Origin of the sequence: Halorubrum sp. Atlit-26R (assembly GCF_003666015.1) — an archaeon.
Taxonomy (GTDB): domain Archaea; phylum Halobacteriota; class Halobacteria; order Halobacteriales; family Haloferacaceae; genus Halorubrum.
On the sequence record NZ_QPLT01000002.1, the window covers coordinates 249,630 to 268,682 of the forward strand.

Sequence of the window (19,053 nt, forward strand, 5' to 3'; positions counted from 1 at the left end):
ACGAGAGATCTGCTCTCGTTAGTGCTGCGAACGGCGGATTTCTCCCGCCGGATCGAGAACACCCGAGAGAAACGCGCGTCAGGAAGACGTTTCGGTCCCGCTCAGTCGCGGATCCTGTCCATGTGTTCGACTCGCCGGTCGAGCAGACCCTCCTTCCCGATGTCGTGGCGGATGCGGACGCGGTCGCCCGCGGCCGCCAGCGCGTCCTCGGCCTGCGCCTCGGCGGCCGCGATGGAGTCGCCGCGGCCGACGACGGCGAACGCGCGCGACGTGGTCGTGTACAGGCGGCCGTCGCGCTCGTCGACGCTCGCGTAGTAGAGGAGGGCGTCGCCGGCGCTCTCCTCGTCGACCGCGATCTCGGCGCCCGCGTCGGGGTCGGTCGGGTAGCCGTCCGGCACCGCGTACTTACAGACGGTCGCCTCGCCCGAGAAGGCGAGCTCGGGGAGCGGCTCTCCGTCGCGCGCGGCAGCGAGGACGTCGACGAACGGCGTGTCGAGGACGGGCAGCGTGTTCATCGCCTCGGGGTCGCCGAACCGCGCGTTGAACTCGACGACCTTCGGCCCCTCGTCGGTGAGCATGAACTGGCCGTAGAGGACGCCCTTGTAGTCGGGGAGCGCGTCGACGACCGCCTCCAGCACGTCGACGGCGGCCTCGTAGTCGCCCTCGCGCATGAACGGGAGCGAGAGGCCCGTGTCGGAGTACGACCCCATCCCGCCCGTGTTCGGCCCCTCGTCGCCCTCGTAGGCGCGCTTGTGGTCCTGGACCGCGGGCGTCGTCCGCACGTCGCCGTTCGCGACGAACGCCTGGATCGTGAACTCCTCGCCGACGAGGCGCTCCTCCAAGACGACGCGGTCGTAGTCGGAGTCGCGGAGGTACGCCTTCGCCTCTTCCGCGGTCACCTGGTCGCCGATGACCTTCACGCCCTTCCCCCCGGTGAGGCCGGCGGGCTTGACCGCGAGGTCGCCGCCGTACTCGTCGATGTACTCACAGGCCGCCGTCATGTCGTCGAACACCGCGTAGTCCGGGCAGCCCGGGATCGCGTGCTCCTCCATGAACTCCCGCTGGTACGCCTTGTCCGTCTCCAAGCGCGCCTCCTCCGCCCGCGGGCCGAACGCGTAGACGCCGGCGTCGTCGAGCGCGTCCGCGACCCCGGCCTCCAGCGCCGACTCCGGCCCGATGACCGCGAGGTCCGCGCCGACCGCGGTCGCGTAGTCGGCGACCGCGGCGGCGTCGGTCTCGTCGATCGTCTCGAAGCCCTCGGCGAGTCGTCGGATCCCCGGGTTCCGGACGCTCGCGCAGGCGTACAGCGCGCAGTCGTCCGCCACGGCGCGGGCGATCGCGTGTTCGCGGCCGCCGCCCCCCACCAGGAGTACGGTCTCCGTCATGCCCGACGGGTGTCCGCACGGTAGTGTAAACCTTACTCTCTTCTCGGCCAGATATATGCGTGTTTGTGGATATAAATAGGGGTGCCGGCGAGGTCGACCACGGGGGTGGCAGCGCCGCTCGTCCCGGTGCGGACGCCTTTTGCCCCGCCGGGCCGAATCGGGCGTATGTCACAGCCGACCGAGCGGAACCGCCTCGACGGGGAGGCGAGTCCCTACCTCCAACAGCACGCGGACAACCCCGTCAACTGGCAGCCGTGGGGCGACGAGGCGTTCGAGCGAGCGCGCGAACACGACGTGCCGGTGTTCGTCTCCATCGGCTACTCCTCGTGTCACTGGTGTCACGTCATGGCCGAGGAGAGCTTCGAGGACGAGTCGGTCGCAGAGGTGGTCAACGAGTCGTTCGTCCCGATCAAGGTCGACCGCGAGGAGCGCCCGGACGTCGACAGCACCTTCATGACGGTCTGCCAGCTCGTCACCGGCGGCGGCGGGTGGCCGCTCTCGGCGTGGTGCACGCCCGAGGGGAAGCCGTTCTACGTCGGGACCTACTTCCCGCCCGAGCCGCGGCAGAATCACCCCGGCTTCCGCGGGCTCTGCGAGCGCATCGCCGACTCCTGGAGCGACCCCGAGCAGCGCGAGGAGATGAAACGGCGCGCCGACCAGTGGGCCGAGAGCGCGCGCGACGAGCTGGAGTCGGTTCCGACGCCGAATCCGGAGGACCTAGATGGAGAGGGGACAGACTCGCCGTCCGGCGAGGACCTGCTCGACACGGCCGCCGCGGCCGCGCTCCGCGGCTACGACGAGGAGTACGGCGGCTTCGGGAGCGGCGGCGCGAAGTTCCCGATGCCCGGGCGGATCGACCTCCTCATGCGGGCGTACGCCGGGCGCGGCCGCGACGCGCTCCTGTCGGCCGCGACGGGCACCCTCGACGGGATGGCCCGCGGCGGGATGTACGACCAGATCGGCGGCGGGTTCCACCGCTACGCGGTCGACCGCGAGTGGACGGTGCCACACTTCGAGAAGATGCTGTACGACAACGCGGAGCTGCCGATGGCCTACCTCGACGGCTACCGGCTCGCTGGCGACCCCGCGTACGCCCGGGTCGCGAGCGAGTCGCTCGCGTTCCTCGACCGCGAGCTCCGCCACGAGGACGGCGCGTTCTTCAGCACCCTCGACGCGCGGAGCCGGCCGTCCGAGAGCCGGCGGGGCGACGATAAGGGCGACTCCGACGAAGCCGAGGACGTCGAGGGCGCCTTCTACGTCTGGACGCCCGAGGAGGTCGACGCCGTCCTCGACGAGCCGGCGGCGTCGCTCGCGAAGGAGCGGTACGGGATCCGACCCGGCGGCAACTTCGAGCGCGGCACGACCGTCCCGACGATAGCCGCGTCGGTCGAGGAGTTGGCCGCGGAGCGCGACCTCGCGCCCGACGAGGTCCGGGAGGCCCTGACGGAGGCGCGGACGGCGCTGTTCGACGCCCGGGAGTCGCGGCCGCGGCCCGCCCGCGACGAGAAGGTGCTGGCCTCGTGGAACGGGCGGGCCATCTCCGCGTTCGCGCGGGCGGGAGACGCCCTCGGGGAGCCGAACGCCGACATCGCCAGCGAGGCGCTCGACTTCTGCCGCGAGCGGCTCTACGACGCCGACGCGGAGACCGGCGCGCTCGCCCGGCGCTGGCTCGACGGCGACGTGCGCGGCCCGGGGTACCTCGACGACTACGCGTTCCTCGCGCGCGGCGCGCTCGACGTCTACGCCGCGACCGGGGACCCGGAGCCGCTCGGGTTCGCCTTGGAGCTGGCCGACGCGCTCGTCGACGAGTTCTACGACGCCGACGACGGGACGATCTACTTCACGCGCGACCTGAACGACGGGGGTTCGAAAGCGGACGCCGGCGACGCCGGACCGCTCATCGCGCGGCCGCAGGAGTTCACCGACCGGTCGACGCCGTCGAGCCTCGGCGTCGCGGCCGAGACGCTCGCGCTCCTCGACGGCTTCCGGACGGACGGGGAGTTCCGGGAGATCGCCGAGCGCGTCGTTCGGACGCACGCCGACCGGGTCCGCGGGAGCCCGCTGGAACACGCCTCGCTCGTGCGGGCCGCGAACGTCGTCGAGACCGGCGGGATCGAAGTGACGGTCGCCGCCGACGAGGTGCCGGACGAGTGGCGGGAGACGCTCGGCGAGCGGTACCTGCCGGGCGCGCTGGTCGCGCCGCGCCCGGCCACGGAAGACGGACTCGACGAGTGGCTCGACCGCCTCGACATGACGGAGGCGCCGCCGATCTGGGCCGACCGCGACGCGACCGACGGCGAGCCGACAGCCTACGTCTGCGAGGGGTTCACCTGCTCGCCGCCGCGGACCGACCTCGACGCGGCGCTGGAGTGGTTGGAGACGCGGGAGCCGTCGGCGTAGCGACGACGCCCCGTACTCTCTCGATTCGCGACCCGCCGGCCCCGTCCGATTAGCCGCGCCGTAATTAAATATCCCCGTCACCTCGCTTCCCCCATGTACGATTTCGTCGTCGTGGGCGCGGGGCCGCCGGGCTCCCGGTTCGCTCGGCGCGCGGCCGAGGCCGGCCGCGACGTCGTCGCCTTCGAGAAGGGGTCGGTCGGCGAGCCGCTCGCCTGCTCCGGCCACGTCTCCGACGACGTGTGGGAGTACGTCCCCGACGGCGCCCGCGACGAGCTCCTCCAGAACCTCGTGTACGGCGCTCGCTTCCACGTCGACGGCCCGGGGTCGCGGGCGTACCCGTTCTACAAGCGCGAGCCGGTGTCGAACGTGATCGACCGCGTCGGGCTCGACCGGACACTCGCGGACTGCGCGCGCGATACCGGTGCCGACGTCCGAGAGGACCACACGGTCGTCGGCGTCGAGGAGCGTCCCGACCGGGTCGTCGTCGAAGTCAAGACGCCCGCGGGCGACGTGGAGCGGGTGGAGGCCCGGATGGTCGCCGGCTGCGACGGGCCGACCTCGCGGGTGCGCCGCGCGCTCGACCTCCCGGAGCCGGACGAGCTGCTCCACGGCGTCCTCGGCTTCGACCCGGAGCCGGACGCGGGCGACTACGTCGACGTCCACCTGACGGCGCCGACCTTCTTCGCGTGGCGGATCCCCCGCGGCGACGCGGGCGTCGAGTACGGGCTCGCGGCGCCCCCGAGCGAGGACGTGTCGGCCATGTTCGACCGGCTCACGGACGCCTACGGCGCGACGACCGACCGACGCTGCTCGGGTGCGATTCCGGTCGGGCCGCCGTCGCGGACGACCAGCGAGCGCGGCTTCCTGATCGGCGACGCCGCCGCGCAGACGAAGCCGTTCACCGGCGGCGGCATCCTCTACGGGATGCGCGCGGCCGACGTCGCCGCGGCGGCGATCGACCCGCGCGACCCGGCGACGCTCGCCGACTACGAGTCCGGGTGGCGCGAGGAGCTGGCCACGGAGATCCGGCTCGGAAAGGCGATCCGGCGGTGCTACTCGCTCCCGGAACCCGTTCAGCGAGTCGGGCTGCGGGCGCTGTCGGGGGAGATCGGCGTCCACATGGACGAGCCCTCCTCGTTCTTCTCGCCGTCGAACCTCCGGGCGCTGTTCTCGCGGGGGGCCCCGCCGGAACAGAAAAGTCGCGGCGACTGAGGGGCGCTGCGACCCCGGTCGGTCGCTACTCCTCGACGACGTTCGCGAACGAGACGTTCTCGCGGACGCTCGTGATCTCGACGGTCGGCTCCTCGCCGGGCTCGGCGTCGGGGACGATGACGACGTAGCCGCGCTCGATCTTCGCGATCCCGTCGCCCTTGTCGCCCAGCGTCTCGATCGTCACGTCGCGGACCTCCCCCTCGGAGACGGGCGGGTCGGGCTGGACCGCGCCGGCGGCCCCGCGAGAGGTGGGCCGCTGGCCGTCGTCGGACGGGCTCTCGCCCGAGCTACCGCTCGCGTCCGGAACGGACGCGGCGTCGTCTCCGGCGCTCGACGCCGACTCCTCGTCACCCGACTCGGCACGGTCTAAGACGGCGATCCGATACGTCTCGCCGACGTCGACGCTTCCGTGTTCGATCTCCGAGGCGGGAACGGTGACGACGTAGTCGTCGCCGCGGGACTCCACTCGCCCCGTGTACAGACACGCGAGAGAATCAGTGATTTCGACCATGGGTTCCATTGCGCGTACGGGGATGAAAAGCCACCTGTTCGGGCCGTCCGACGAGCGAAGGTAAACATTTACCCTGCCCCGAATGAATCACCGCGCATGAGCCGAAACTACGAGTCGCTCCACGACCCGAACGCGGAGTACACGATGCGGGAACTCTCCGCCGAGACGATGGGGACCACGGGGACGCGCGGCGGCGGCCGCGACGTCGAGATCACGGACGTCCAGACGACGATGGTCGACGGGAACTTCCCGTGGACGCTCGTCCGCGTGTACACCGACGCGGGCGTCGTCGGCACCGGCGAGGCGTACTGGGGCGCGGGCGTCCCGGAGCTCATCGAGCGCATGAAGCCGTTCGTCGTCGGCGAGAACCCGCTCGACATCGACCGCCTCTACGAACACCTGATCCAGAAGATGTCCGGCGAGGGCTCCGTCGAGGGCGTCACCGTCACGGCCATCTCCGGCATCGAGGTCGCGCTCCACGACCTCGCCGGCAAGATCCTCGACGTCCCCGCTTACCAGCTGCTCGGCGGCAAGTACCGCGACGAGATGCGCGTCTACTGCGACTGCCACACCGAGGACGAGGCCGACCCCGAGGCCTGCGCCGACGAGGCCGAGCGCGTCGTCGACGAACTCGGCTACGACGCCCTGAAGTTCGACCTCGACGTGCCGAGCGGCTTCGAGAAGGACCGCGCGAACCGCCACCTCCGCCCCGGCGAGATCCGTCACAAGGCGGAGATCGTCGAGAAGGTCACCGAGCGCGTGAAGGACAAGGCCGACGTCTCCTTCGACTGCCACTGGACGTTCTCGGGCGGCTCGGCGAAGCGCCTCGCGGACGCCATCGAGGAGTACGACGTGTGGTGGCTCGAAGACCCCGTGCCGCCGGAGAACCTCGAAGTTCAGGAGGAGGTCACGAAGAACACGACCACGCCGATCACGGTCGGCGAGAACCGCTACCGCGTCACCGAGCTGCGCCGCCTCATCGAGAACCAGGCGGTCGACATCGTCGCGCCCGACCTGCCGAAGGTCGGCGGGATGCGCGAGACGCGCAAGATCGCGGACGTGGCGAACCAGTACTACGTCCCGGTCGCGATGCACAACGTCGCCTCGCCGATCGCGACGATGGCGGCGGCCCACGTCGGCACCTCGATCCCGAACTCGCTCGCGATCGAGTACCACTCCTACGAGCTCGGCTGGTGGGAGGACCTCGTCGAGGAGGACGTCATCGAGGACGGCTACATCGAGGTGCCGGAGGAGCCCGGCCTCGGCCTCACCCTCGACATGGACGCCGTCGAGGAGCACATGGTCGACGGCGAGACGTTGTTCGACCCGGCGTAAGCCGGATCGGGCTCGCCTGACGCAGTCAGGCGTTGTTTGACGAGGCGTAAGCCGAAGTCAAGCGCGAAAATCGGAGATTCCCGCAGTTCGACGAAGCGTAGCTTCGTCGCGCTCGATAGGCGCGCGGGAACCTCCGTCGGCGGGTTCGTGAATGACCATTTATTTTACCGTTCCCCGCAGAGGAAGGTATCATGTCGTCCCCCGACGATAGCGAGCCCTCCCAAGTAGCGACCCGGGCGAAACAGACCGGGCGATCCCTGTATTCGCGCGTGTACGATTCGCTGATCACGGGCGTCGCGATCATGATCCCCGTCGTCGTGACGCTGTACATCGTCAGCATCGCGATCGGATTCGTTCGGAACGCGCTGGACCCGCTCATTCGGGTCCTGCGGTGGGCCGGTCTCATCCAGCGCATCGAGTCGGGCGGATTCGTCCAGCTGCTCATCGAGATCGGGATCTACGCCGACGTCGTGGCGTTCGTCTCCGAGCTCATCGCGATCGCGGTCCTCGTGCTCGTCATCGCCGTCGTCGGGGTCGTGGGACGCAACCGCTACGGGCAGCGGGTCGTGGACGTCTTCGATCTGGTGGTGTCTTCGATCCCGGGCGTCGGGACGGTGTACAAGAGCTTCCGGCGGATGGGAGACGTGGTTCTCGACGAGCAGGACGACAAGTTTCAGGACGTGAAGCTCGTCCAGTGCTTCGACGAGAACGTCTACGTGCTCGGGTTCAAGACCGGCGAGGCCCCGGTGACGATCGAGGAGTCGACCGGTCACGAGGAGATGGTCTCGATGTTCCTGCCGTTGGCGCCGAACCCGGTGACCGGCGGGCTGTTGACGTACATCCCGCAGTCGGACGTACACGACATAGACATGACCATCGAGGAGGGCATTCAGAGCGTTCTCACGAGCGGTGTCGCGACCGACCAGGGTGCCTCGGGGACCCTCGACATCGGCCTCGAAGAGCTACAGAACTCACAGCGGTACCAAGACATTCGCAGCGCGGTGGTTACGACCGACTACGACGACGAGGACGGGGAGTAGATCGGGGAACCGTGACGCCCCGTGAGGGTCTGCCGTACCACGCGCGGCGTCGTCGGAGTCGATAGCCGAGGGCGTCAGGCCCGTTTCACCACGCGGTCGAGCCCGACGGGCTCCAGCCCCCGCCGGGCGAGTTCCGCCTCGATCTCCCGCGCTCGGGGCGCGATCTCGCCCGGTTCATGGCTGTCGGTCCCGACGGTCACGTCGACGCCGGCGTCGACGAGTCGGTCGAGGAACGCGGGCGCCGGGTGGAACTCCCCGTAGTCGTCGAGCAGGCGCCCGGCGTTTATCTCCGGGACCGTCCGCGAGCCGCGGAAGGCGTCGGCGACCGCGGCGTAGTGGTCCTCGGTCGCGAACCCGCGGAGGTGCGGGTTGCGCTCGATCAGGTCCGGGTGCGCGGCGATCGCGAACAGCTCCGACTCGACCAGGCCGACCAGCTTCTCGAAGTAGCGATCGACCAGCTCCCGCCGTTCCGCCTCCGGCTTGTCGGCGAAGTGGGAGCGCGTGTGGACGTTCGCGCCGTCGAGGTCGTGGACGCTGCCGACGGCGTAGTCGAAGCCGGCGTCGTCGAGGAACTCGGCGATCGCACCCTCGTGGGCGGGGTCGTAGTCCATCTCGACGGCGTCGAACACGTCGACCGCGGCCTCCTCGCGGACCGCCTCGATCGCCTCGCGGCGCCGCTCGTACGTCATGTCGAGGTTGAACCCCAGCGCGCGCTTGTAGCGCCGCGCGCCGGGTTCCGGGGAGACGTTACAGTGGTCGGCGAACCCGACCCCGTCGAGCCCGGCGTCCGCGGCCGCCTCGACCATCCACCGGAGGAACGCCCCGTCCGAGTAGTTCGTGTGGGCGTGGTAGTCGTACACGGCGGACGTACGGCCCGGCCCGACTCGAAGGTTCGGGTCGTGCGGAGCGAGTTACCACGCGGGGATCGGCCCCGACGGGCCGAGATCGAACCAGCAACATGATCCGCAAAACTCGTTGAAAGTTCATTTAGAAAATTTTTTCTTACTGATGATTGGTTTATCACACCATGGGTACCACTGGCAAGATACACTGTCGCGTCGTGGACGGCGACGATCGGCCGCTGTCGGGCCGGGTCGTGGTCGGCGAGCGGCGCGGCGGCGAGGGGGACCGGATCGGCTACTGGACGACCGGCGACGACGGGGGGTTCGTCCTCGAACCGGACGGCGGCGTCGACGTGGACGACGTCTCGTTCACGGTTCGGAACCCGGTCGGCGGGGGCGACGAGGAGCCGGTCCGACGGCGAGACCGGCCGAACGGAGACGAGGCGGCGCTTCGCCTGACGGTGAACGCGCACAGCGTCGCCATCCACGGGGGAACCGAGCACCGCGGCATGAACGACGCGGCGTGTACCGCCGCCGGGCCGGTCAGGAGCCACCGGTTCCACACGCAGTTCCCGGGGCTCGACCCGTACGAGCGCGACGACGACCTGCTCCGGACGCTCGGTGGGACCGGCGGCGAGGCCGACGCGCCGATGATGGAGTCGCCCGACGACCCGGTCGGCGACGCCGAGACGCCCGCCGGCTACGGCATCTTCGGCCAGTTCGTCGACCACGACGTCACGTTCGACCCGACCTCGGACATCGACCGCCGGAACGACCCGGCCGCGCTGCGCAACTTCCGGACGCCGGCGCTCGACCTCGACTCGATGTACCGGACGAACGCCGAGGCGGCGCCGTACCTCTACGACCACGAGACGGACGAGCGCAAGCTGCTCACCGGCGAGGCGGGCGCACCCGGCGCCGAGGACGGCGGGGGGCTCTCGGGGCTCCCGGGGACCGACCTCCAGCGGAACGAGCAGGGGGTGGCGCTGATCGGCGACCCGCGTAACGACGAGAACGTCGTCGTCTCCCAGCTCCAGCTCGCGTTCGTGAACTTCCACAACCGCGTCGTCGACCACCTCCGCGGCCCGGGCTCCGACCTTGTCGAAGAGGGCGAGTCCGTCCTCGAAGCGGCGCAGCGGCTCGTCAGGTGGCACTACCAGTGGGTCGTGCGCCACGACTTCCTCCCGCGGATCTGCGACCGATACGTCCTCGACGACATCGAGGAGCGCGGCCGACAGCACTTCGTCCCGCCGGGGCGCACGCCGGCGATACCGGTCGAGTTCGGGGGCGCCGCCTACCGCTTCGGCCACAGCATGATCCGCCACGCGTTCGACGTCAACGACGAGGTCGGCGAGGTGCCGCTGTTCCCCACCGGCTCGGGTGACGGCCGGAACCTCCGCGGCGGCCGGCCCGTCCCGAGCGACCTCGTCGTCGACTGGTCGCGGCTGCTCGACACCGGCGACGGCGACTACCAGCACGCGCGGAAGACGGACGCGCTCCTCGCGCCGACGCTGTTCGACCTGCCGATCTCCGGCGACTCCTCGCTCGCCGTCCGGAACCTCCGCCGCGGGAAGGCGCTCGGCATCCCGTCCGGACAGGACGTGGCCGCGCGGATGGGGTACGACCCGATCCGCAACGAGGACTTCGGCGAGGACTCGCCGATAATGAAGACCCTGCGGGCGCACGGTCGCGGCGCGGACCCCGACTCGCCGCTGTGGTACTACGTGCTCGCCGAGGCGGAGTACCAGCAGGACGGCGAGCGCCTCGGCGCGGTCGGGAGTCGGATCGTCGCCGAGACGCTGATCGGCCTGATCGAGGCCGACGAGACGGCCTACCCGAACGCCGCGCCGGACGGCTGGGAGCCGAGCCTCCCGCAATCGACGCCGACCGACGGGTACACCCTCGCCGACGTCACGGCGTTCGCGGCCGAGGCGGCCCCAGACGGACTCGTGATCGACGCCGTCGACGCGGGCCCGGGCAGCGGCGTCGGCGACGGCACCGGGGACGCCCTCGACGAGTCGGTGACGCTGCGGAACCTCGCCGACGAACCGGTCGACCTGACCGGCTACGCAATCGACCTCGACGGCCAGCGGGACGACCTCCCGAGCGCGACGCTCGGCCCCGACGAGACCCTGACGGTCCACGTCGGCGCCGGCGCGGACACCGCGTCCGACCACTACCTCGGGCGGAGCGCGCCCGCGCTCGACGACGAGGGCGAGGTCGTCACCGTGTACGACGCGGACGGCGACCGCTCGACGCGGCGGCGCTACGTCGGGTGAGCGGCTCTCGGCCGTCGCGGCCGCGTCACCGCGCCCGCGCTGTCCCCGAGCGGCGCCCCGACGCCTCACCGCCCTTCGCCGACGAGCGCGTTCGCGGAGATGACGAGGAAGGCGAGCCCCGACATGCCGGCGATGACCGCGAACGACGCGGCCCAGCCGAAGAGGTCGGCGGCGAGCCCGACGCCGACCGAGCCCGCGGAGCCGATCACCGTGTAGACGGTCCGGATCAGCCCGAAGCCGGCGCCGCGCTCCGCGTCGTCGAGCGCGTCCATGAAGCGCGGGTCGATCGCCGAGAAGAACGATGAGCCGAGGCCGGCGAGGAACACGGCGACGCCGAGCCCCGCGAGGGTCGGGAGCGCTGGGAGCCCGACCGCGGTCGGGAGCCGCAGGAGGTCGGGGAGCGCCACCAGCCCCCCGAGGCCGAGCGCGCCGCCGAGGAGCGCCGCGGCGATGCTCGCGTCGCGGCCCAGCCGGTCCGAGAGCCGGCCCAGGCCGACCTGCGCCCCCGCGCGGACGACGAAGAACGCCGAGAAGACGCCGCCGGCGAACGCCGGCGAGTACCCGCGGAGCTCGACGAGGAACGTCGGGAGGAAGGAGATGACGCCCTGCGCGACGTACGTCCCGAGCGTCGCGACGACGAGCGGGACGAGGACCTCGCGCCGCCCGATCAGTTCGAGCAGCGGCGCGAGCCGGAGCCGCTCGGCCATCGCCTGGTCCGGTCGCCGCGGCTCGGTCGGCCGGACTCGCCGCGCGAACAGGGCGAAGATGGGGACGCCGACGAGCGCGGCGAGCGCGACCCCGGGGCGCCAGCCGTACCTGAAGCCGACCCACGTCGCGGCCACCGGTGCGACCAGCCCCGCCAGCGGCCCGCCCAGCGAGTGGATCCCGACCGCCGTGCCGAGGTCGTCGAACGTCCGCGAGAGCAGCGTGGTCGCCACCGCGTAGTGGAGCCCCGCCGCGAGCCCGAGGAGCACCGCGGCCAGCACGAACGCCGGAAACACCGGCACGATCGCGAGCAGGAGGCTCATCGCGGTCGTCCCGCCGACCGCGACGAGGATCACGCGGCGCTCGCCGAACCGGTCGGCGAGGATGCCGCTCGGGAACTGCGAGAGCCCGTAGGCGAACCACATCCCCGAGAGCGCGACCCCGACGGCCGTGTTCGAGACGCCGAAGTCGTCGATGATCAGGGGAACGACCGGGCTGATCGCCAGCCGGGCGAAGTACGTCACGAAGAAGGCGAGCATGCACAGCGTCAACACCGTGTGGCGGTAGCGCCAGTTCACGCCGACCGCCGCCTCCGCGCCGCCTGGTCCGGTCGATTCGCTGGCGAGAGGCTCCGAGCGCTCGTGGCGTCGACCACGCGGTTCACGTCTCGTCTCGGCCGTCTCGCGCGACCCGTATAAACCGTCCTCTCGCGGCGAGCAGTCTGGGGATTCACTCCCGGTCCGCAGATCGCTGCCCGTCCGCGGTTCGCTCCTCCTCTGCGGTTCGCTCCTCCTCTGCGGTTCGCTCCTCCTCTGCGGTTCGCTCCTCCTCTGCGGTTCGCTCCTCCTCTGCGGTTCGCTCCCGATCGGCGAGCCGCTCCGCGATGGCCGCGCCGGCGGTCCGCGGGTCGGCCTCGCGGACCCGCACCGCGTCGCCGACGGCGACGCGACCGGATTCGACCACGTCACAGCAGAGTCCGCCGCGGTTCCGCAGCGCCGACGCGAGCCCGTCCTCGCCGGCGAGCTCCTCGACGTGCGCGCAGGGAGGGCGCCGGCGGGTCGGTCGCAGGAGCGCGTCGCCGACCGCGACGGTCGCGTCGAGGAGTCCGTCCATCTCCGCGCCGAACCCGTCGACGACGACGTTCCGGCGGTGACGACCGTCGCGGACGTCGATCCCGGTCTCCTCGCGGACCGCGTCGAGGGCCTCCGCGGCGACGAGGGTAACCGCGCAGGCGTCGAGCTGGAAGTGACCGTCGCCGCTGCGGTAGCGGTCGCCCGCGACGCCGTCGGGGCGGATCTCGACCGCGTCGCGGCGGACCGGCGGCGCGCCCCCCTCCGGCGCCGTGACGAGCGACTCGACGGTGCCGGGGCCCTCCGGGGAGCCGGCGTCCGCCGGCATCACGGTCCTCCGAGGAGGTCCGAATCGGCCGGCTTCAGCCACTCGCGGTGCGCGTAGTAGAGCGCGGCGACCGGCGGCACGGGGAGCGCGGCGAGCGCGTACAGCCATTTAAAGACGCCGAGGTCGACGACGCGGCGCTCGGCGAGCGAGAGCGCGTCGAGTAGGACGGTCGCGGTCGCGAGCGGCGCGAGCAGGTAGCCGTGCGCGAACGCGACCGCGGCGGCGATCGGCGTTCCGCCGGTCAGGAACGCCCGGTCGACCGCGTACAGCACCGTCCAGAGGGCGACGGTCGCCGCGAGCGCGGCGAGCCACGGGCCGTCGAAGCGGCGGTCAGCGGGGTCCGACCGGTTTCCAGGACCCTCGCCCGACGCCGCCGATTCAGCGCGCGTGTTCACGGCCGATCTGCGCGCCGGACGCTAATCAACTCCCGGGTGGCCGCGGTCGCGGGCGTCACTCGCCGTCCGGCTCGTCGAAGGTGCCGGCGGTCAGGTAGCGCTCGCCGCTGTCCCAGAAGACGGTGACGACGAGGGGCTCCTCACCCGCGTACGCGCCGCTCTCGCGGAGTTCGGCGGCGACGTCCTTCGCGGCGAGGTTCGAGGCGCCGGACGACTGGCCGACGAGAATCCCCTCCTCGCGGGCGAGGCGGCGGCACTCGGCCTCGGCGGCGTCGAGCTCGACGGTGTGGACCTCGTCGATCAGGTCGACGTCGAGGTTCGGCGAGACGAACCCCGGCCCCATCCCCTGGAAGTCGTCGACGCTCGGCTCCTCGCCCGAGAGGACGGCGTTGTCCGCGGGTTCGACCGCGTCGATCCGGACGCCGGGGAACGCCTCGCGCAGGCGGCGGCCGATCCCGGAGAGCGTGCCCCCCGTCCCCACCCCGGCGACGAACGCGTCGACGGTGCGGTCGCCGACCTGATCGAGGATCTCGGGCCCGGTCGTCTCGTAGTGGGCGCGGGGGTTCGCGGGGTTCTCGAACTGGCGGAGCTGGACGGTTCCCGGCTCTTCCTCCAGCTCGTCCGCGCGCTCTTTCGCGGCGGAGATGTCGCCGTCGACGAGCTCGACGGTCGCGCCGTACGCCTTCATCAGGCGGCGGCGCTCGATCGACTTCCCCTCCGGGATGACCAGCGTGACGTCGTAGCCGCGCGCGGCGCCGACCATCGCGAGCCCGATGCCGGTGTTGCCGGAGGTCGGCTCGACGATTCGGTCGCCCGGCTCGATCTCGCCCGCCTCCTCCGCGGCCTCGACCATGTACAGCGCGGGGCGGTCCTTCGCCGAGCCGCCCGGGTTGCGCGACTCCACCTTCGCCGCCACCGTCGTCCCCGCGGGCGCGTCGACCCGCACCAGCGGCGAGCCGAGCGTCGACAGGATGTCGTCGTCCATTACCCGAACCGAGGCGGTCGCGACCCAAAGGCCCCGCGGACTCCGGCAATCGATGTCGGCCGCGACGATCGATTTTATTTATAAATCGCCGTGTGCCGGCCGATTCCATTTATAAATAGACGGCCGACGTCGCGGAGCCGACGCGGTGGCGCGTGCCGACGAGCGCCCGACAGGGCGCGAGTCGCACGCGCGAGGGAGTCGCTGGCTCCCGGAGCGAAGCGGAGGGTGCCAGCGACGAGGCTGGGGAGGCGTGAGGCTGCGGTGCTGTGCGGTGCGGGGCGGGACTCGAAGGGGCAGCCGGGAGGCGGGCGCAGGCGACGTAAGCACCGCAGCGAAGGAGCGACAGCGACTGAGCGAGGAGCGCAACGAGCGTGCGCCCGCCTCCCGGCTGGGGCTTCGGCCGTGTTCGCGGTCGATCCGGATGTACCCACGTACAGCCGAGCGGCTGGGGCTTCGGAGGAGTTCGTGACGGTCAGCGGTTTAAAAACAGTCAAATCGACGTACGGCCCGAATACCGCGGTGCCCGTGTTCTACACAGTCGAGACGTCGTATTGCCACCGACGCGCCGTTTAGGTGCCTCGACGACCTACGCAGCCCCATGACGCTCGAAACCCTCGCGCCCGCCGCCGACCTCGACGCGGACGCGTTCGACGACGCGGTCCTCGCGGCGCTCGGGACCGACGAATACGTATTCAAAGTGTGGGGCGGCGACTGGTGCGGCGACTGCCGGCGACAGCTCCCCGAGTTCGGCGCCGCGCTCGCGGCCGCCGGCGTCCCGGACGACCGGATCGAGGCGTACCCGGTGACGAAGGGGCCCGACGGCAAGGAGGGAGAATTAGTCGAAGCGTACGGGATCGAACTGATCCCGACCGTCGTCGTCGAGTCGCCCGACGGCGAGGAGCTCGCGCGGTTCGTCGAGGAGGAAGCCGTGTCCATCGCGGAGTACTTGGCCGATCAGCTCGCGGACGTCGAAGCGACGCCGGAGTCGGCGTAAGCGGTCACGCCTCGTCCGCGTTCATGTCGAACGCGTAGTAGAGCGCGGCCATGGTGACGCCCATCGTGACCGCCTGAACCGTCGTGGTCGCGTCGAGGAGGACGCCGACCGAGAGGACCGACGCCGTCACGACCACGCCGGTGAGGAGGGCGTATCTGAGCCGAGAGAGGCCGCGCGCCCAGTCGTCGAGCCGGCGGTACAGCTTCCGGGGACCCGTCATGGGCCGTCGTGTCGTCTCCGGAGTCAAGTGCCTTCGGGTCCGCGCTTATCGCCGAGTCCGCGCGCCGAGGGCGACCCCTCAAGTCGGTCGGGCGTTGACTCCGAGCATGGCACGCGTCACGGTCTGGAACGAGCATCGACACGAGCGCGAGAGCGACGTCGTCGCCGACGTGTATCCCGACGGGATCCACGCCGTCGTCGCCGACGCGCTGGAGGAGGGCGGCCACGAGGTCCGCACCGCGACCCTCGACGAGGGGCCGGAGCACGGGCTCACCGAGGCGGTCCTCGACGACACCGACGTGCTCGTCTGGTGGGGCCACGCCGCCCACGACGAGGTGCGCGACGCGGTCGTCGACCGAGTCCACGAGCGCGTCCTCGACGGGACCGGCCTCATCGTCCTCCACTCCGCGCACTACTCGAAGATATTTAAACGGCTGATGGGCACCAGCTGCTCGCTGAAGTGGCGCGAGGCGGCGGAGCGCGAGCGTCTCTGGACGATAGAGCCGAGCCACCCGATCGCGGACGGGATCGGCGAGCGGATCGAGCTCGACGAGACCGAGATGTACGGCGAGCGGTTCGATATCCCCGCGCCCGACACCCTCGTCTTCACCTCCTGGTTCGAGGGCGGCGAGACGTTCCGCTCCGGCTGCTGTTACCGCCGGGGGAGCGGGAAGGTGTTCTACTTCCGCCCGGGCCACGAGACGTACCCGATCTACTACGACGAGGACGTGCGGCAGGTGCTGCGGAACGCGGTCGACTGGGCGGAACCGGGCGACGGGCCCGAACCCGAATTCGGCAACGCCGACCCGATCGAGGAGATCGACACGAGCGACGACCGGACGGTTCACTAGGGGGCGTCGTCGCTCGGGCGTGTCGACGGTCGCGCACGTCGACGAGTCGCGTGCGTCGTCACCCGCCCGATCAGGTCACGTCGCGCAGTTCCATGAACGCGGTCATCATCGCCGATTCGGCCTTCCGGAGGTGTTCGGATGCGGTGCTCGGCGCGGCGCCGATCCGCTCGGCGACCTCCTCGACGGAGGCCGTTCGCGGGGACTCGTAGTACCCGCACTCGACGGCGGCCGCGAGCGCGTCGAACTGCCGGTCCGTCAGGCCCGGATCGAAGAGGTGCTGCCGCCAGTCGTACTCGCCGATACGGAGGACCTCGCTGTCGATCCGCTCCGGAAGCCCGGCGAGCGCGTCCCGGAGCGGCCCGTGTTCCCCGAGGACCGTCAGGCGCGCGACGCCGTCGGGACGGAAGTCGATCGGCGGGACGACGACGACGCCGGTCCGTCGGAGCGACCCGAACATCGCCTCGTCGACGGCGTCTCGCCGCTGCGTGAGGAAGACGTAGTACCCGCTCTCGTCGATCCGGGTGATCTCGAACTCTCGAATACGGTCGACGGACCGCAACGCCTCGGCGTACACGTCGATGTCGCCCTCGACGTAGAACAGGAACGTGTCGGCCGTCTCGTCGAAGAGGCTGCCGTGGAGGAGCACGTCCCGCTCGACGGCGTCCGACTCGTCGACGAGCCGGTGTACCGGGTGGATGAGATCGGGCGGATACCGAAGTTCGAGCCGCAGGTACTTCACGTCGAGCAGTGACGACGGCGATCTTATAAATGCCCGTACTGAGCCGGCAGAAGCCTCGGGTCGTACGCCCGCCTCCCTTCGGACATGTCGACGGAGCTGCTGCGCGACCGCGACGACGAGGAGACGGCCGATCCGTTCTCGTCGGTCCGCGAGCTTGTCACGGCGCGAGAGGAACACCTGAACGCCCCGGCCGCGAGGGTGCGGCCCGACGCGGTCCAGGAGGCGCTCTCGACGCTGCGAGACGAGGCGGGGTACGACCACCTCGCCTGCGTCACCGCACAGGAGTACGAGGGGCGGTACGAGTCGATCTACCACCTGCGCTCGTACGACGACCCGACGCGTGAGGTCAGCGTCGTCGTCCCCGCGGACAAGGGCGATCCCGTCTCGGAGTCGGCCGCACCGGTGTTCCGGACGGCGGACTGGCACGAGCGCGAGGCGTACGACCTCGTCGGGATCGAGTACGAGGACCACCCGGACCTCCGGCGGATCCTGCTGCCCGAGACCTGGCAGGGGCACCCCCTGTCGATGGACTACGATAAGGATCAGCCGCAGATCGCCGCCCTCTCCGAGAACGAGCCGATCGAACCCGGGTCGTCGACCGCGACCGGCAGCGACACCATGCTCCTCAACATCGGGCCGCACCACCCCGCGACCCACGGCGTCCTCCACCTTCAGGTGACCCTCGACGGCGAGCAGGTGATCGGCGTGGAGCCGGACATCGGCTACATCCACCGCTGCGAGGAGCAGATGGCCCAGTCCGGCACGTACCGCCACCAGATCATGCCGTATCCGGACCGCTGGGACTGGGGCGGCGGCGGGCTGCTCAACGAGTGGGCGTACGCCCGCGTCGCGGAGGACCTTGCGGACATCGAGGTGCCCGAGTACGCGCAGGTGATCCGGACGATGGCCGCGGAGTTCAGTCGGGTCCTCTCGCACATGCTGGCGATGGGCGCGTACGCGCTCGACGTGATCGGCGACTTCACGGCGACGTTCATGTACGCCATCCAGGAGCGCGAACGCGTCCAGGACATCGTCGAGGATCTGACGGGCCAGCGGCTGATGTTCAACTACTTCCGACTCGGCGGCGTCGCGTGGGACCTCCCCGAGCCGCGCGAGGAGTTCCTGCGGAGCGTCCGCGAGTACCTCGACGGGCTCCCGCGGCGCATCGAGGAGTACCACGACCTCCTGACGCGGAACGAGATACTCCAGCTCCGCACGGTCGACACCGGGACGCTCCCGCCGGAGGTCGCGAAGGAGTACGGGACGACCGGTCCGGTGCTCCGGGGGTCGGGCGTCGACTACGACCTGCGCCGCGACGACCCGTACGGCTACTACGACGAGCTCGACTGGGACGTCGTCACCGAGGACGGCTGCGACAACTACAGTCGGCTGCTCGTCAGGATGCGCGAGGTCGAGGAGTCCGCGAAGATCATCGGGCAGTGCGTCGATCTGCTCGAAGACTGGCCCGAGGACGAGCGGACCGTCCAAGCGAACGTGCCCCGGACGATCCGACCGGACGACGACACCGAGATCTACCGCGCCGTCGAGGCCGCGAAGGGCGAACTCGGCATCTACATCCGCGCCGACGGCACGGACGAGCCCGCCCGGTTCAAGATCCGCGGGCCGTCGTTCTCGAACCTCCAAGCGCTCCCCGAGATGGCCGAGGGCGAGGCGATCCCCGACCTGATCGCGTCGCTGGGGAGCCTGGACACGATCATGGGCGAGGTCGATCGGTGAGTCCGGCCGAGCCCGAACGAGCCTGC

16 protein-coding genes and 1 pseudogene are annotated in these 19,053 nt (G+C 70.8%); 8 read left to right on the forward strand and 9 right to left on the reverse strand.

Features of this window, described 5'->3' with window-relative positions; all coding sequences use genetic code 11:
- Window positions 1-101 precede the first annotated feature (101 nt).
- The gene (gene purD, locus DVK07_RS03665) at window positions 102-1,385 is read right to left on the reverse strand and encodes a phosphoribosylamine--glycine ligase (protein ID WP_121595788.1); all 1,284 of its coding nucleotides are present in this window, start codon (window positions 1,383-1,385) and stop codon (window positions 102-104) included.
- A gap of 165 nt (window positions 1,386-1,550) precedes the next feature.
- On the opposite strand from purD, the gene DVK07_RS03670 reads away from it, so the two are divergent.
- Together DVK07_RS03670 and DVK07_RS03675 are read left to right on the forward strand one after the other, a co-directional pair.
- Window positions 1,551-3,785: a thioredoxin domain-containing protein gene (locus DVK07_RS03670; protein WP_121595789.1), complete on the forward strand. Its 2,235-nt coding sequence runs from the start codon at window positions 1,551-1,553 to the stop codon at window positions 3,783-3,785.
- A 93-nt stretch (window positions 3,786-3,878) separates the two neighbouring features.
- Complete coding sequence (locus DVK07_RS03675) at window positions 3,879-4,997, forward strand: geranylgeranyl reductase family protein (RefSeq protein WP_121595790.1); 1,119 nt, start codon at window positions 3,879-3,881, stop codon at window positions 4,995-4,997.
- A gap of 25 nt (window positions 4,998-5,022) precedes the next feature.
- Here the strand turns inward: DVK07_RS03675 and DVK07_RS03680 are convergent, their stop codons facing one another.
- The gene (locus DVK07_RS03680) at window positions 5,023-5,508 is read right to left on the reverse strand and encodes a TRAM domain-containing protein (protein ID WP_121595791.1); all 486 of its coding nucleotides are present in this window, start codon (window positions 5,506-5,508) and stop codon (window positions 5,023-5,025) included.
- A gap of 96 nt (window positions 5,509-5,604) precedes the next feature.
- Between DVK07_RS03680 and DVK07_RS03685 the strand changes: the two genes are divergently transcribed.
- Together DVK07_RS03685 and DVK07_RS03690 are read left to right on the forward strand one after the other, a co-directional pair.
- Window positions 5,605-6,843 (forward strand): mandelate racemase/muconate lactonizing enzyme family protein, encoded by a 1,239-nt coding sequence (locus DVK07_RS03685; RefSeq protein WP_121595792.1) that lies wholly within the window; start codon window positions 5,605-5,607, stop codon window positions 6,841-6,843.
- Between the two features lie 269 nt (window positions 6,844-7,112).
- On the forward strand, window positions 7,113-7,883 hold the full coding sequence (locus DVK07_RS03690) for a DUF502 domain-containing protein (RefSeq protein ID WP_007344727.1): 771 nt from the start codon (window positions 7,113-7,115) through the stop codon (window positions 7,881-7,883).
- Window positions 7,884-7,957: 74 nt separating this feature from the next.
- Here the strand turns inward: DVK07_RS03690 and DVK07_RS03695 are convergent, their stop codons facing one another.
- Entirely contained in the window at window positions 7,958-8,743 is a 786-nt protein-coding gene (locus DVK07_RS03695; protein ID WP_121595793.1) for a PHP domain-containing protein, read from the reverse strand.
- 200 nt (window positions 8,744-8,943) lie between these two features.
- On the opposite strand from DVK07_RS03695, the gene DVK07_RS03700 reads away from it, so the two are divergent.
- Window positions 8,944-11,004, forward strand: coding sequence for a peroxidase family protein (locus DVK07_RS03700; RefSeq protein WP_121595921.1), 2,061 nt, complete (start codon window positions 8,944-8,946; stop codon window positions 11,002-11,004).
- Between the two features lie 65 nt (window positions 11,005-11,069).
- Here DVK07_RS03700 and DVK07_RS03705 read toward each other — a convergent pair whose 3' ends face one another.
- The 4 genes and pseudogenes from DVK07_RS03705 to DVK07_RS03720 form a co-directional block, all read right to left on the reverse strand.
- Complete coding sequence (locus tag DVK07_RS03705; protein ID WP_121595794.1) at window positions 11,070-12,287, reverse strand: MFS transporter; 1,218 nt, start codon at window positions 12,285-12,287, stop codon at window positions 11,070-11,072.
- 268 nt (window positions 12,288-12,555) lie between these two features.
- Window positions 12,556-13,107, reverse strand: a pseudogene (locus DVK07_RS03710) (MOSC domain-containing protein); the annotation flags it as partial.
- Window positions 13,107-13,502 (reverse strand): hypothetical protein, encoded by a 396-nt coding sequence (locus DVK07_RS03715; RefSeq protein ID WP_121595795.1) that lies wholly within the window; start codon window positions 13,500-13,502, stop codon window positions 13,107-13,109. The pseudogene DVK07_RS03710 and the gene DVK07_RS03715, both read right to left, overlap by 1 nt.
- 55 nt (window positions 13,503-13,557) lie before the next feature.
- Complete coding sequence (locus DVK07_RS03720; protein ID WP_121595796.1) at window positions 13,558-14,487, reverse strand: PLP-dependent cysteine synthase family protein; 930 nt, start codon at window positions 14,485-14,487, stop codon at window positions 13,558-13,560.
- 598 nt (window positions 14,488-15,085) lie between these two features.
- Between DVK07_RS03720 and DVK07_RS03725 the strand changes: the two genes are divergently transcribed.
- The gene (locus DVK07_RS03725; RefSeq protein WP_121595797.1) at window positions 15,086-15,481 is read left to right on the forward strand and encodes a thioredoxin; all 396 of its coding nucleotides are present in this window, start codon (window positions 15,086-15,088) and stop codon (window positions 15,479-15,481) included.
- Between the two features lie 4 nt (window positions 15,482-15,485).
- Here the strand turns inward: DVK07_RS03725 and DVK07_RS03730 are convergent, their stop codons facing one another.
- The gene (locus tag DVK07_RS03730; protein WP_121595798.1) at window positions 15,486-15,701 is read right to left on the reverse strand and encodes a hypothetical protein; all 216 of its coding nucleotides are present in this window, start codon (window positions 15,699-15,701) and stop codon (window positions 15,486-15,488) included.
- Between the two features lie 106 nt (window positions 15,702-15,807).
- On the opposite strand from DVK07_RS03730, the gene DVK07_RS03735 reads away from it, so the two are divergent.
- Window positions 15,808-16,551 (forward strand): ThuA domain-containing protein, encoded by a 744-nt coding sequence (locus tag DVK07_RS03735; protein ID WP_121595799.1) that lies wholly within the window; start codon window positions 15,808-15,810, stop codon window positions 16,549-16,551.
- Window positions 16,552-16,621: 70 nt separating this feature from the next.
- On the opposite strand, the gene DVK07_RS03740 is transcribed toward DVK07_RS03735, so the two are convergent.
- Window positions 16,622-17,290 carry a helix-turn-helix domain-containing protein gene (locus tag DVK07_RS03740; RefSeq protein ID WP_121595800.1) on the reverse strand — a complete coding sequence of 223 codons (669 nt, stop codon included), beginning with the start codon at window positions 17,288-17,290 and terminating at the stop codon, window positions 16,622-16,624.
- Window positions 17,291-17,374: 84 nt separating this feature from the next.
- Here DVK07_RS03740 and DVK07_RS03745 point away from each other — a divergent pair, with 84 nt between their 5' ends.
- On the forward strand, window positions 17,375-19,027 hold the full coding sequence (locus tag DVK07_RS03745) for an NADH-quinone oxidoreductase subunit D (RefSeq protein ID WP_121595801.1): 1,653 nt from the start codon (window positions 17,375-17,377) through the stop codon (window positions 19,025-19,027).
- Window positions 19,028-19,053 lie beyond the last annotated feature (26 nt).